At 68.3% G+C, this 13,517-nt stretch carries 11 protein-coding genes; all 11 read left to right on the forward strand.

Translation table 11 applies throughout. The features are described 5' to 3' along the window. Window positions 1-34 precede the first annotated feature (34 nt). The 11 genes from serA (at window position 35) to gltX (ending at window position 13,517) form a co-directional block, all read left to right on the forward strand. Window positions 35-1,681, forward strand: a complete 1,647-nt coding sequence (gene serA, locus AR539_RS00160; RefSeq protein ID WP_066431045.1) for a phosphoglycerate dehydrogenase — start codon at window positions 35-37, stop codon at window positions 1,679-1,681. A gap of 205 nt (window positions 1,682-1,886) precedes the next feature. Then, window positions 1,887-4,676 carry an ABC transporter permease gene (locus AR539_RS00165; protein ID WP_066431053.1) on the forward strand — a complete coding sequence of 930 codons (2,790 nt, stop codon included), beginning with the start codon at window positions 1,887-1,889 and terminating at the stop codon, window positions 4,674-4,676. Beyond that, window positions 4,673-5,440, forward strand: a complete 768-nt coding sequence (locus AR539_RS00170; RefSeq protein ID WP_066431056.1) for an ABC transporter ATP-binding protein — start codon at window positions 4,673-4,675, stop codon at window positions 5,438-5,440. Before AR539_RS00165 ends, AR539_RS00170 begins: the two co-directional genes overlap by 4 nt. A gap of 9 nt (window positions 5,441-5,449) precedes the next feature. Then, entirely contained in the window at window positions 5,450-7,009 is a 1,560-nt protein-coding gene (metG, locus tag AR539_RS00175) for a methionine--tRNA ligase (protein WP_066431059.1), read from the forward strand. A 163-nt stretch (window positions 7,010-7,172) separates the two neighbouring features. Beyond that, on the forward strand, window positions 7,173-8,225 hold the full coding sequence (locus tag AR539_RS00180) for a 3-isopropylmalate dehydrogenase (protein WP_066431062.1): 1,053 nt from the start codon (window positions 7,173-7,175) through the stop codon (window positions 8,223-8,225). Between the two features lie 140 nt (window positions 8,226-8,365). Further along, entirely contained in the window at window positions 8,366-9,478 is a 1,113-nt protein-coding gene (locus AR539_RS00185; RefSeq protein WP_066431065.1) for a branched-chain amino acid aminotransferase, read from the forward strand. Window positions 9,479-9,634: 156 nt separating this feature from the next. Further along, a complete protein-coding gene (locus AR539_RS00190; RefSeq protein WP_066431067.1) occupies window positions 9,635-10,009 on the forward strand; it encodes a DUF1304 family protein in 375 nt (124 codons plus the stop codon). Between the two features lie 52 nt (window positions 10,010-10,061). Next, complete coding sequence (locus AR539_RS00195) at window positions 10,062-10,835, forward strand: MBL fold metallo-hydrolase (RefSeq protein ID WP_066431588.1); 774 nt, start codon at window positions 10,062-10,064, stop codon at window positions 10,833-10,835. 84 nt (window positions 10,836-10,919) lie between these two features. Continuing rightward, entirely contained in the window at window positions 10,920-11,696 is a 777-nt protein-coding gene (locus tag AR539_RS00200; RefSeq protein WP_066431069.1) for a fumarylacetoacetate hydrolase family protein, read from the forward strand. A gap of 13 nt (window positions 11,697-11,709) precedes the next feature. Next, window positions 11,710-11,949, forward strand: a complete 240-nt coding sequence (locus AR539_RS00205; RefSeq protein ID WP_066431071.1) for a hypothetical protein — start codon at window positions 11,710-11,712, stop codon at window positions 11,947-11,949. Window positions 11,950-11,984: 35 nt separating this feature from the next. Then, on the forward strand, window positions 11,985-13,517 hold the full coding sequence (gene gltX / locus AR539_RS00210; RefSeq protein WP_066431074.1) for a glutamate--tRNA ligase: 1,533 nt from the start codon (window positions 11,985-11,987) through the stop codon (window positions 13,515-13,517).

Genomic DNA, 13,517 nt, shown 5'->3' on the forward strand with positions numbered 1-13,517 from the left:
GGCTTCCTTGCTGTAAAGCACCACCCCGCACCACATGTCGCACCAAAATCCCCACCTGAACACAAGAGAGCTAAAGAGGTCACCGGTGACAAGCACCAAACCTGTTGTACTCCTCGCTGAGGAACTTTCCCCCGCCACGATCGACGCCCTCGGCCCGGACTTTGAGATCCGGCAGACCGACGGCGCGGACCGTTCCCAGCTGCTCTCTGCGATCGCCGACGCCGACGCGATCCTGGTCCGCTCCGCCACCCAGGTGGACGCTGAAGCCATCGCCGCCGCGAAGAACCTCAAGGTGATCGCCCGCGCAGGCGTCGGCCTCGACAACGTTGACATCAAGGCCGCCACGCAGGCCGGTGTCATGGTGGTGAACGCCCCCACCTCGAACATCGTCTCCGCCGCCGAACTCACCGTGGGCCACATCCTGAGCCTCGCCCGCCATATCCCGCAGGCATCCGCCGCGCTCAAGGGCGGAGAGTGGAAGCGCTCCAAGTACACCGGCACCGAGCTCTTCGAAAAGAAGATCGGCATCATCGGCCTTGGCCGGATCGGCGCGCTCGTCGCCGCCCGCCTCAAGGGCTTCGACACCAAGATCCTCGCGTACGACCCCTACATCACGTCCGCCCGCGCCGCCCAGCTCGGCGTGCAGCTGGTGACGTTCGATGAGCTCCTGGCACAGTCTGACTTCATCAGCATCCACATGCCCAAGACCCCGGAAACCGTCGGCATGCTCGGCGCCGAGTCTTTCAAGAAGATGAAGAACACCGCCTACGTCGTCAACGTCGCCCGCGGAGGCCTCGTCGACGAAGAGGCGCTCCACGCGGCGCTCGAGGCCGGCGAGATCGCCGGAGCCGGAATCGACGTGTTCGTCAAGGAACCCAGCACCGACCTGCCCTTCTTCGGCATGGACAACGTGGTGGTCACCCCGCACCTGGGCGCGTCCACGGACGAAGCCCAGGAAAAAGCCGGCGTCTCGGTCGCCAAGTCCGTCCGCCTCGCCCTCGCCGGTGAACTCGTCCCGGATGCGGTCAACGTCGCCGGCGGCGTGATCGCCCCCGACGTCCGGCCCGGCATCGCGCTGATTGAAAAGCTGGGGCGCATCTTCACCGCCATGACCCACGCCTCGCTCACCCAGTTCGACGTCGAGGTGGCCGGCGAAATCTCCTCGCTGGACGTCAAGGTCCTCGAACTCGCGGCACTGAAGGGCATCTTCGCCGACGTCGTCACCGAGCAGGTCTCCTACGTCAACGCCCCGGTGATCGCCGAGCAGCGCGGCATCAACGTCCGACTGATCACGACGCCGGACACCGAGTCGTACCGCAACGTCCTGACCCTGCGCGGCGCCCTGAGCGACGGCTCGCAGATCTCCGTGGCCGGCACCCTGACGGGCCCCAAGCAGGTCCAGAAGCTGGTCGGGATCAACGGCTTCGAGGTGGAAATCCCCATCAGCGAACACCTCGTGGTGGTGGCCTACGCCGACCGCCCCGGCGTGATCGGCACCATCGGCCACATCCTCGGCATGAACAACATCAACATCGCCGGCATGCAGGTGGCGCGGCAGGACGAGGGCGGCCAGGTGCTCGCCCTCCTGACCATCGACAGCTCCGTCCCGCAGCAGGTCCTCGACGCCATCAAGGCCGGAATCGGGGCCGAAATGGTCCGCGAGGTCGACCTCGAGGACTGAGTTCCCCGGTAGGGGCACCGGCGGCGGCACAGGCCGCCGCCGGTGTCCCCGAAGGCATGGCCGGTCTGCGTACAATGGCTAGGTCCGAATTTCGGATCCGGCCGGCAGCCCCGGCCTTTACTTTTGCACACCCGGCAGGGGACGCCGTCATTTCCGCCTGGAATGACCACTGGTGTGCGCACGCAATCCAGCTTTCAGGAGCCCAATGAACGCCGTCCAGAGGTTCATCAGAAGCAGAGTGCTTTTGCTGACCGCGTCCATTTTGATCGCGGCAATGTGCCTGTCGGTCCTCGTCCAGGGGCAGTCGCAGGCTGCCCTGAACCGGACCGTCGACCAGAACTCGCGCGGGCTGTACGACATCCTGGTCCAGGCCAAGGCCGACGACAACGGCGGGCTCATGCAGCCGGAAATCGCCTCCGGCCAGGGCGGCATCAGCTTCGACCAGCTGGACTCCCTCCGGAAGCTCTCCGGCACCTCCGTGGCTGCCCCGATCAGCCTCGTCTCCCGCGTCACCCAGAACCTCGAGTCCCCGCGCCTGGACGCCACGGACTACCTCGGCTTCAACGCCGGACTGGCCGGCACCGCGGGGGACCCCACCGCCACCGACCCGAGCAAGTGGCCGGCCCCCGAATCCGTCCTGTCCGACACGCCCAAGCGCTACCGGCTGACGGCCAGCGCCGTCAGCTCCGACGGGCATTCCGACCAGACCCTCTTCAAGACCATGGCCGAAGGATCCCTCGGCAAGGCCCGGCTCATCGAGGAGACGGTGGCCGGCGGCAGCAACGTCCGCATCGCCGGGCCCGAGGGGGAGACCGGCATCAAGTTCCCGGCCCCCGCCGGCGGCTCCGAGCACAACCTCTTCAACCTGTCCGTCTCCCTGCCGCTCGCGCCGCAGGTGACCGAATCCGTCGTCGCCGTCGACCCCGTCTCCGAGCGTGCGCTGCTGGGGTCCGCCGGCGACTTCCTCGCCCCGCTCGAGAAGGCCCCGCCCGCCGACGCCCGCAACGCCGGCGCGATCGGCCGCCACTTCGAAAGCCTCTTCACCACCGGCATCGGCATGGACGAACTGAAGGAAGGCCCCGACTTCCTCGGCGTCAAGCTCAAGTACTGGGCACCGCTCATGAGCCAGTACCAGCAGGCCAAGCGCAACGGACAGCTGACGGAAAACTCGCAGGCGATCCCGCTGATCGTCCGCTCCGGCACGTCCCTCGACCTCAAATACTCGGTCAAGATCGAGGAGATCGACGCCTCCGGCAACGTCACCAAGGACGTCGGAACCGTCACCCGCTCACTGGACAAGGACTACCTCCCGTTCGTGTCCAAGTCCCCGTTCGCCCTGGCCTGGCCCGGGTCCAAGGACCTCAGCCAGCTGATCGGCGACACCGGCACCTTCAGCCAGGGCCTCTACAACCCCGCCACCTGGAGCACCGACTTCGCCTCCGCGCCGAAGTACACCGACGGCGAGACCGCCGGCAACGGCGCCGTCGACAAGAGCGCCGTCCCCGGCGACTGGGTCACGGTCAACCGCCTGCCCGAGAAGTCCGCCGCCGGCGCCCCCGTCGACCAGACCCAGCGCAAGCCCGTGGACGAACGGTCCTACCGCGAGAGCCTCGAGACCGGCGCCACCCCCGCCACGCCGCTGGCCATGGTGTACGGAACGTTCGACGCCGAGCAGGTCAAGGAGGCGGCCGGCGACGTCAACCGCCTGCCCCTGGGCGGCTACGACCCCACCCCGTTCACCCTCACCAAGGACGCCTCCGGCAAGGATGTCGAGAACACCGAGCTGAAGCCCTCGCTGAGCGCCACGGGCCTGGCCAGCCAGTCCGCCGGCGCCATCACCGACTACTACGGCCTCGCCGCTGCCCGCGGCTACGAGGACAACGCGGCCGTGATCGACGCCGTGCGCATCCGCGCCAAGGTGCCCGGCAGCTGGAAGGAAGCGCAGCCCGACGTCGAGAAGCTCGCCAACGAGATCCGCGACATGGGCCTGCAGGCCACCATCGTGGCCGGCTCGGCCCGCGAGGACGCGTCCATCTTCGTCCCCGGCTACTCCAAGGACGACGCCGGCAAGGAATCCCCGCTCGGCACCGTCCAGCAGTCCTGGGTCCGCCAGGACGCCGCGGACGCCGTCTCCGGTTCCCTCACCGGCACCAACCTGACCCTGCTTTTCCTCACCCTCTGCGGCGCCGCGCTGCTGACCGGCGCCTCGACCGTGAGCTACGTCCGGAAACGCCGCACCGAGGCCGGAATCCTGCGCGCCATGGGCTGGACGCAGGGCCGGATCCGGTCCTGGGTCCTGGCTGAATTCGGCGTCGGCGCGGCCCTGCTGGCCACCGCCGGAATCCTCCTCAGCCTGCTCAGCTGGAACCCCGCCACGGCGATCGTCTCGGCCTCCGTGCTGGTGCTCTATGCGGGCGCGGCCTTCTTCGCAGCCCAGCAGCTGCGCCACCGCGAGGTGGTGGACCAGGAGCCGCAGCACGACGAGCGCCTCATCACCGTCGATTCCCCGCTGACCTTCGCCAACCGCCAGCTGAGCACCAACAAGTTCAACACCATCTCCCTGGCCGTCGCCGTCGGCGTCTTCGCGGCAGCCGTCGGCGGCATGGTGGCCCTGCTGATCGACATTCCCCGCGCCGCCGGGGCGAGCGCCCTCAGCGGCCTGGCCGCCACGTCCATCGCACTGCCGAGCATCATCCTCGGCCTCTCCGGCGTCGCCGTCGGGCTGATCCTGACCATGGTGACCGGACGCTTCGAACTGCAGGCCAAACGCCAGTACCTCGGCACCCTGCAGGCCATGGGCTGGAACCCGGACATGCTGGGCCAGGTCCGCTTCTTCGAAAATGCCATGGTGGGGACGGTCGCGCTGCCCCTCGGTGTCCTGGGCGCCCTGGGCGTCGGACTCCTCCTCGCCCCCTATGCCGCGCTCTGGGCCGCTGTCGCCGGGCTCGTGGCCGTACTTTGCTGGATTCCAATTGCAACGAAAGTGGTCCGATGAACAACGACCTGAACCTTGACCGTGAGGCTCACGAGCGGATGACGGCGAGCACCCGCCGCGGTGCCCACCAGACGCGCGCCAACACGATCGTGAAGGCCACCGACCACGCCACGCCGCTGGAGCTCAGCAACATCACCATCCACTACGGCGGAGGCAAGGGTGGAGCCGAGGCCGTCAACGTCGTGGACGACTTCAACATGACGCTGCACGCCGGCGAGATGCACTGCGTCGCCGGCCGCAGCGGCTCCGGCAAGACCAGCATCCTGACCGTCGGCGCGGGCCTGACCCTGCCGACGTCGGGCCGGGTGTTCTGGGAAGGCGACTCCCTGGAGACCATGGGCGACGACGAAATCGCCGACCGCCGCCGCGCCCTGATCGGCTACGTGGACCAGGGCGGTGCACTGATCGACGGGATGAGCGCCCTGGAGAACGTTCTGCTGCCGGCCGTGCCCGACGGCGAAGTGGAGAAGCGCCGCGACATGGCCAAGGACCTCCTGGACCTGGTGGGCCTGGGCCGGCGCATGCGCCACCGCCCGGCCCAGCTCTCCGGCGGCGAACGCCAGCGCGTGGCGATCGCCCGCGCCCTGATCCTCGGCACCCGCGTGCTGGTGGTGGACGAACCCACCGCGAGCCTGGACCGGTCCGCGGCCAACCGCATCATCAGCATCCTCAAGGACACCACGTCGGACGGAATCGCCGTCCTGGTCGCTTCACATGACCACGAACTTGTCCGCCAGAGCGATACCCTCACCGAACTGATCTAGGTTAAAGCTGTGACCACTTCCGAAAAAACCCCGTTCTACATCACCACGGCCATCAGCTACCCCAACGGCGTGCCGCACATCGGCCACGCCTACGAGGTCATCGCCACCGATGCGATGGCACGCTTCAAGCGCCTGGACGGCTACGACGTGTTCTTTATGACCGGCACGGACGAGCACGGCCTCAAGATGCAGCAGACGGCGGAAAAGGAAGGCATCCCCGTCAAGGAGCTCGCGGACCGCAACTCGTCCGCGTTCCGGCAGATGAGCGATGACCTGGGCATCTCCCTGAGCCGCTTCATCCGCACCACGGACCCGGACCACTACGAGGCGGCCAAGGCCCTCTGGCAGCGGATGGAAGCCAACGGGGACATCTACCTCTCCAAGTACGCCGGCTGGTACTCGGTCCGCGACGAACGCTACTTCGTGGAGGACGAGACCGAAGTGCAGGCCGACGGCCTCCGCTACGCCTCCGAAACCGGCACCAAGGTGACCTGGACCGAGGAGGAGAGCTACTTCTTCAAGCTCTCGGCCTACCAGGACCGGCTGCTGGCGCTCTACGCCGACCACCCGTCCTTCGGCGCCCCGCACAACCGCTTCAACGAGGTCATCAGCTTCGTCAAGGGCGGCCTCGAGGACCTCTCGATCAGCCGCACCTCCTTCGACTGGGGCGTCCCGGTCCCCGGCAACCCGGAGCACGTCATGTACGTCTGGGTGGACGCGCTGACCAACTACCTGACCGGCGTCGGCTTCCCGGATACGGAATCCGAGCTGTTCACGAAGTACTGGCCCGCCGACGTGCACGTGATCGGCAAGGACATCTCCCGCTTCCACGCCGTGTACTGGCCCGCGTTCCTTATGTCCGCCGGCCTGGAACTGCCCAAGCGCGTCATGATCCACGGCTTCCTGCACAACCAGGGCGTCAAGATGTCCAAGTCGCTTGGCAACGTGGTGGCCCCGGCGGACTGGGTGGCCCAGTACGGCCTGGACCAGGTGCGCTTCTTCCTGCTCCGTGAAGTGCCGTTCGGCGCGGACGGCTCCTACAGCCACGACGCGATCGTGGGCCGGATGAACTCGGACCTGGCCAACAACTTCGGCAACCTGGCCCAGCGGTCGCTGTCCATGGTCGCGAAGAACTGCGGCGGCACCGTGCCCGTCCCCGGAGGCTTCACCGCCGAGGACGCGGCCCTGCTGGGCCAGGCTAACGGGCTGCTGGACATCTCCCGCGCCGCGTTCGAAAAGCAGGAGTTCAGCCGCGCCCTGGAGGCCATCTGGAACGTTCTGGGTGACACCAACGCCTACTTCGCCGAGCAGGCGCCGTGGGTGCTGCGGAAGACCGACGTCGAGCGCATGAACACGGTCCTGTACGTCACCCTCGAGGTGCTGCGGATTGTCGCCATCCTCGCCCAGCCGGTGATGCCGGCGGCGACGGCGGCCATCCTGGACACCCTGGGCCAGCCGGAGGGGGAGGCCCGGGAGTTCAGCGCCCTCGGCATCCCGATCGCCGCCGGCACGCTACTGCCGGCCCCGGCACCGGTGTTCCCCAAGTACGAGGAGCCCGCGGAGGCATAGCTTTCGCGTCGCCCGCCATCGAGGTGGCAGTTCACGGCAGTGTTTTCCGCAAACATTGCCGCGAACTGCCACCTCGACGCCCTTAACCCGCGCCGGTAGCCGACCTTGTTCGGATGGTGAGACGAATTGACCAGCATGTGGATGACTTGGCTACGCTGAAAACATGAGCGCATCCACAATTGATCTGGCCGTTATTCCCGGCGACGGCATTGGCCCCGAGGTGACGGCGGAGGCCGTGAAGGTCCTCGAGAAGGCTGCCGCGGCAGAGGGCATTGTGCTGCAGCAGACCTCCTACAAGCTCGGTGCCCAGCACTGGCTCGAGACGGGGGAGACGCTGCCGGACGAGACCCTCGCCGATCTCCGCACCCGCGACGCCATCCTCTTCGGCGCCGTCGGCGCCGCTCCGGGCGACACGCGGATCCCGTCCGGCATCATCGAGCGGGAACTGCTGCTCAAGCTGCGCGTCAGCCTGGACCACTTCGTCAACCTGCGGCCCTCCCGCCTCTACCCGGGAACCGCCAGCCCGCTCGCCAACCCCGGCGACGTCGACTTCATCGTGGTCCGCGAGGGCACCGAGGGCCCGTACGTGGGCAACGGCGGGACGCTGCGCGCCGGTACCCCGCACGAGGTGGCCACCGAAGTCTCGCTCAACACCGCCCACGGCGTGGAGCGCGTGGTCCGGGATGCCTTCCGCCGGGCCAACGACCGTCCGCGCAAGAAGCTCACGCTGGTGCACAAGCACAACGTGCTGGTGTTCGCCGGCCACCTGTGGAAGCGCACCGTCGAGGCCGTGGCCCAGGAGTTCCCCGAGGTCACCCACGACTACCTGCACATCGACGCCGCCACGATCTTTATGGTCACGGATCCGGCCCGTTTCGATGTGATCGTCACGGACAACCTCTTCGGCGACATCATCACCGACCTGGCTGCCGCCGTCACCGGCGGCATCGGCCTCGCGGCGTCCGGCAACATCAACATGGAGCGCACCGCGCCGTCCATGTTCGAACCCGTCCACGGCTCGGCGCCGGACATCGCCGGCCAGCAGAAGGCGGACCCGACGGCGGCCATCCTCTCCGCCGCGCTCCTGCTGGACCACCTGGGCTACGCCGCCGCCGCCCGTAAGATCGAGGCCGCAGTGGAGGCCGACGTCGCGGCCCGCGGCACCGCACCCCGCAGCACCAGCGCGATCGGCGACGCGATCGCCGCCGCCCTGTAGGCCTGCTCCCAGGCCCGCTCCGGCACGGGGCAGCCGGCCCCTTGCCGGAGCGGGCGTAAGCTTGTTTCGAATCACCAACATGCTGCCGTGGTCCGACGACGAACCAGGTTCACACCAAGGCAGCCGACCGTGGAGGAACCATGACTCAGACTGCCCATGGCGTCGAATTCACCCAGCATCCTTCGGCGACCCCGAAGTCCGCTGAAGAACGTGCTGCCATCCTGGCGAACCCGGGTTTCGGCAACCATTTCACCGACCACACCGCGATTGTCGACTACAGCGTCGACGCCGAGGGCAAGGGCGGCTGGCACGATGCCCGCGTTGAGGCCTACGGCCCCATCTCCCTGGACCCCTCCGCCGCGGTGCTCCACTACGGGCAGGAGATTTTCGAGGGCCTCAAGGCCTACCGGCACGCGGACGGCTCCATCTGGACGTTCCGCCCCGAAGCCAACGCCGCCCGCCTGAACAAGTCGGCCCGCCGCCTGGCGCTCCCCGAACTGCCGGAAGAGTACTTCCTCGGCGCCATCCGCGAACTGGTCTCCGTGGACAAGGAATGGGTCCCAGCCGGCGACGGCGAAGCCCTGTACCTGCGCCCGTTCATGATCGCCACGGAAGCGTTCCTCGGCGTCCGGGCCGCCCGCGAAGTGTCCTTCCGCGTCATCGCATCCCCGGCCGGCAACTACTTCGGCGGCGAGCTCAAGCCGGTCTCCATCTGGATCTCCCGCCACTACGCCCGCGCAGGCCGCGGCGGCACCGGCGACGCGAAGTGCGGCGGCAACTACGCCGCGTCGCTGATCGCGCAGCAGGAGGCCGAGGCGCACGGCTGCAAGCAGGTGCTCTTCCTGGACCAGTTCAACGACAACGCCGTGGAAGAGCTCGGCGGCATGAACGTGTTCTTCGTGATGAAGGACGGCTCCCTGGTCACCCCCGCCCTCAGCGGCACCATCCTGGAAGGCATCACCCGGATGTCCGTCATCCAGGTCGCCCGGGACATGGGCCGCGAGGTCACCGAGCGCAAGATCACCCTGGACGAATGGCGCGACGGCGTGGCCTCCGGCGAGATCGCCGAGGTCTTCGCCTGCGGCACGGCCGCGGTGATCACCCCGATCGGCGTGCTCAAGGACGAGACCGAGTTCATCGGCTCCGAGGATGCGGCGGCGGGGGAGACCACCATGGCCATCCGCGAACAGCTCCTGGGCATCCAGACCGGCACCGTCGAAGACACCCACGGCTGGCTGACCCGACTCGCCTGAGCGGCAGGGCACCCAACGCACGCAACGCCCGACGGCGGTCCGCACCTTCCGGTGCCGGCCGCCGTCGGACGTTAACCGCACCCGCGTCGGCCGGCAACCGCCAGGCGTGCAGGACGCCTCTGGCAGCTCGCACACCGCAGGGGCACAATAGGGCGCATGACTGGACTAATCCAGGTTCTGGGCATCATTGTCGGGACCCTGCTGATCCTCGTCGGAATCCTGGAGTCCTTCTTCTTCCGGAACCAGCGCTTTTACCGGCTGTTCCTCATCAAGCCGGAGGACACGGAGACCGTGCGGATGTGGGTCTTCAACCTCGGGTTCTACAACATGATCTGGGGCGTCGGGGCAATCATCGGCGCGGTGCTGCTGACGGGCCCGGAGCCTGCGGCCGGCAAAGCGCTGCTGCTGTTCACCAGCCTCGGCCATGTGCTCCTCGGCATCATTCTGGTGCTCTCGGAGCGGCGGCTGTGGGCCAGTGCCATCGCCGAGGCGCTGCTGCCGGCCGTGATCGCGGTGCTGCTGCTCGTGTGAGGCGGCCGATCGGTGGGAAGATGGACGTGTGATCCCGGACGACCCCCGCGCCATGGTGCGCAGCACAGAGCTGACCCGATTCAGGCTGGCCCCCAACCCCGGGCCGATGAGCCTGCACGGGACCAACTCCTACGTGATTTCCGGCCCGGGCGCGGCCGGCACAGTTGTGGTAGATCCCGGCCCGCTGGACGAACCGCACCTGCAGGAACTGGCCCAGGCCGGCGCCGTCGAGCTCATCCTCATCACCCACCGGCACGCGGACCACACCGCCGCCGCCGCGCGGTTCGCCGAACTGACCGGGGCGCCGGTCCGCGCCATGGATCCGGCCCACTGCCACGGCGGCAGCCCGCTGTCCGACGGCGAGGTCATCCACGCCGCCGGGGCGGAAATCCGGGTGCTGGCGACCCCCGGCCACACCTCGGACTCGGTCTGTTTCCACCTGCCCGCCGACGGTGCCCAGGGATCGGTCCTCACCGGCGACACCATCCTGGGCCTGGGAACCACGGTCCTGGACTATCCCGACGGCACCCTGGGGGACTACCTGGCGTCGCTGGACCGGCTGGAAAGCCTCGGCGCCGCCACCGTCCTGCCGGCGCACGGGCCCATGCTGCCGGCACTGGATGCGATCGTCCGCGCCTACCGGGACCACCGCGAGGACCGGCTCGCCCAGATCCGCTCCGCACTCGCCGACCTTGGCGCCGGCGCCGGGGTGTCCGCCGTGGCGGACGCCGTGTACGCCGCCGTCGACCCCGCCGTCCGTCCCGCGGCCGAACTCTCCGTCGCCGCCCAGCTCCAGTACCTGCGCCGGGACAGCGGCACGTCGTAATACGAGAGTGGTAGTACGAGAGTGGCAATACGGGCGTGGACCGCACGGGAGGAGGGCGCCGCCGGAGACGGTACGCTTGGAGCCATGCGTATCGCCCGGTTTGTAGTCGATTCTGATCCCCTCTACGGCATTGTGGAAGGTGAGCCCGGCAGTGAGGAAGTCACTGTCATCCACGGCGACCCCTTCTTCAACGGCGTGGAACGCACCAATGTGCGGCACAAACTCGAGGACGTGCGCCTCCTCGCCCCGATCATCCCGCGCAGCAAAGTCGTCGGCGTCGGCCGCAACTTCGTGGAACACGCCAAGGAACTCGGCAACGAGGTCCCGGCGCAGCCGCTGCTCTTCCTGAAGCCCAACACCTCCGTGGTGGGCCCGAACGATCCGGTCATCCTGCCGGAATTCTCCGAGGAAGTGTCCTTCGAGGCCGAACTCTGCGTTGTGATCGGCCGGATCTGCAAGGACGTCCCCGAGGAGCGCGTCGACGACGTCATCTTCGGCTACACCTGCGGCAACGACCTCACCGCCCGGGACGTCCAGAAGACCGACATGCAGTGGGCCCGGGCCAAAGGCTTCGACACCTCCGCGCCGCTGGGCCCGTGGATCGAAACCGAACTCGACACCGAGGACCTGCAGATCCAGGGCCGGCTCAACGGCGAACTGCGCCAGGACGGCAGCACCAGCCAGATGATCCGCGGTGTCCGCGAACTGGTCTCCATCGTCTCGCAGGCCTTCACCCTGCTGCCCGGCGACGTCATCATGACCGGCACCCCGGCAGGCGTCGGACTTGTTCAGGCCGGCGACCGGTTCGAAGTCGAGATCGAGGGCATCGGCCGGCTCTCCAACCCCATCGTCCGCCGCTAGGCCGGGCAGAGCCATGCTCATGCTTCTCCGCAGGGTGGCCGGCGCCGCTAAGGGCGACCGGCAGCGCCGTTCCTTCCTGCTCTTCGCGCTGGGGTCGGTCGGCACGTTCTCGGTCGCGGCGCGCGCCGTCCACGCGCTGGACGGCCCGCTCTGGCTGGCGCTGGCCTTCCTGGCGGCCGGGCTGGTGCTGGCCGGATACTACCTCGGCAAGGCGCTCTCCCGCCCCCGCCCCGCCCGCGGACCCCGGCGGTAGGACGCCCGGCCGCAGGCGGTAAAGTTGGAGTCACTATGACTACTCCCTCCGCGCCCGACGCCGTCTCCAGCTCCGCCTCCAGTGTGACCAGCGAAGTCACCGCCGACACCCCGGTACGTGTCCGGTTCTGCCCGTCGCCCACCGGCACCCCGCATGTCGGCCTGATCCGCACGGCCCTGTTCAACTGGGCCCACGCCCGCCACACCAAGGGCACCTTCGTGTTCCGCATCGAGGACACGGACGCGGCGCGCGACTCGGAGGAGAGCTACCAGCAGCTGCTCGAGGCCCTGAAGTGGCTCGGCATCACCTGGGAGGAAGGCGTGGAGGTCGGCGGACCGCATGAACCGTACCGCCAGTCCCAGCGCCTGGACCTCTACAAGGACGTCGTGGCCAAGCTCCTCGAGGCCGGCTACGCCTACGAGTGCTACTCCTCCCCGGAGGAAGTCGAGGCCCGCCACCGCGCGGCCGGCCGCGACCCGAAGCTGGGCTACGACAACTTCGACCGGAACCTCAGCGAGGAACAGCTCGCCGCGTTCAAAGCCGAGGGCCGCCAGCCCGTCCTCCGCGTGCGGATGCCCGACGAGGACGTCACGTTCACCGACATGGTCCGCGGCGACATCACCTTCAAGGCCGGGAGCATCCCGGACTACGTGATTGTCCGCGCCGACGGCTCCCCGCTGTACACGCTGGTCAACCCGGTGGACGACGCCCTGATGGGCATCACCCACGTCCTCCGCGGCGAAGACCTGCTGTCCTCCACGCCCCGCCAGGTGGTGCTGATCCGCGCGCTGATGGACATCGGCGTTGCCAGCTACCTCCCGGTCTTCGGCCACCTGCCCTACGTCATGGGCGAGGGCAATAAGAAGCTGTCCAAGCGCGATCCGCAGTCCAACCTCTTCCTGCTCCGCGACCGCGGCTTCATCCCGGAGGGCCTGCTCAACTACCTGTCGCTGCTGGGCTGGAGCCTCTCCGCCGATGAGGACATCTTCACGGTGGACCAGCTGATCGAGCACTTCGACGTCAACGACGTGCTGGCCAACCCGGCCCGCTTCGACATCAAGAAGGCCGAGGCCATCAACGGCACACACATCCGGATGCTCGACGCCGAGGACTTCCGCGGCCGCCTGGTCCCGTACCTGCAGTCCGCCGGGCTGGTGGGCGGGACCCTGACCGCCCGCGAGGAGGAGATCCTCGCCGAGGCGGCCCCGCTGATCCAGGAGCGCATCTCGCTGCTGGGCGAGGCTCCCGAGATGCTCGCCTTCCTCTTCAAGGCCGACGACGCCATCGACGTCGCCGACGACGCCCGCAAGGGCCTGCCGGAGAACCTCACCGAGGTGCTCGACGCCGCCCTGGCGGCGCTCGAACCACTGGCCGACTGGACCGCCGAAAGCATCCAGGCCGCCCTCAAGGAAGCCCTCGTGGAAGGTCTCGGCGTCAAGCCGCGCCTGGCCTTCGGGCCGGTCCGCACGGCCCTTTCCGGCCGCCGGATCTCCCCGCCGCTCTTCGAATCCATGGTGATCCTGGGCAAGGACTCGTCCGTGGCCCGGCTGCGCGCCTTCCGCGGCTGA

Source organism: Arthrobacter sp. EPSL27 (assembly GCF_001512305.1).
Lineage (GTDB): Bacteria > Actinomycetota > Actinomycetes > Actinomycetales > Micrococcaceae > Arthrobacter.

Bases quoted from the DNA above. Each gene is read 5' to 3' on its own strand.
- AR539_RS00170 (WP_066431056.1), top strand. From the start codon at position 4,673: ATGAACAACGACCTGAACCTTGACCGTGAGGCTCACGAGCGGATGACG.
- AR539_RS00185 (WP_066431065.1), top strand. From the start codon at position 8,366: ATGACTCAGACTGCCCATGGCGTCGAATTCACCCAGCATCCTTCGGCG.
- AR539_RS00205 (WP_066431071.1), top strand. From the start codon at position 11,710: ATGCTCATGCTTCTCCGCAGGGTGGCCGGCGCCGCTAAGGGCGACCGG.
- AR539_RS00200 (WP_066431069.1), top strand. From the start codon at position 10,920: ATGCGTATCGCCCGGTTTGTAGTCGATTCTGATCCCCTCTACGGCATT.
- AR539_RS00165 (WP_066431053.1), top strand. From the start codon at position 1,887: ATGAACGCCGTCCAGAGGTTCATCAGAAGCAGAGTGCTTTTGCTGACC.
- gltX (WP_066431074.1), top strand. From the start codon at position 11,985: ATGACTACTCCCTCCGCGCCCGACGCCGTCTCCAGCTCCGCCTCCAGT.
- AR539_RS00195 (WP_066431588.1), top strand. From the start codon at position 10,062: ATGGTGCGCAGCACAGAGCTGACCCGATTCAGGCTGGCCCCCAACCCC.
- AR539_RS00190 (WP_066431067.1), top strand. From the start codon at position 9,635: ATGACTGGACTAATCCAGGTTCTGGGCATCATTGTCGGGACCCTGCTG.
- serA (WP_066431045.1), top strand. From the start codon at position 35: ATGTCGCACCAAAATCCCCACCTGAACACAAGAGAGCTAAAGAGGTCA.
- AR539_RS00180 (WP_066431062.1), top strand. From the start codon at position 7,173: ATGAGCGCATCCACAATTGATCTGGCCGTTATTCCCGGCGACGGCATT.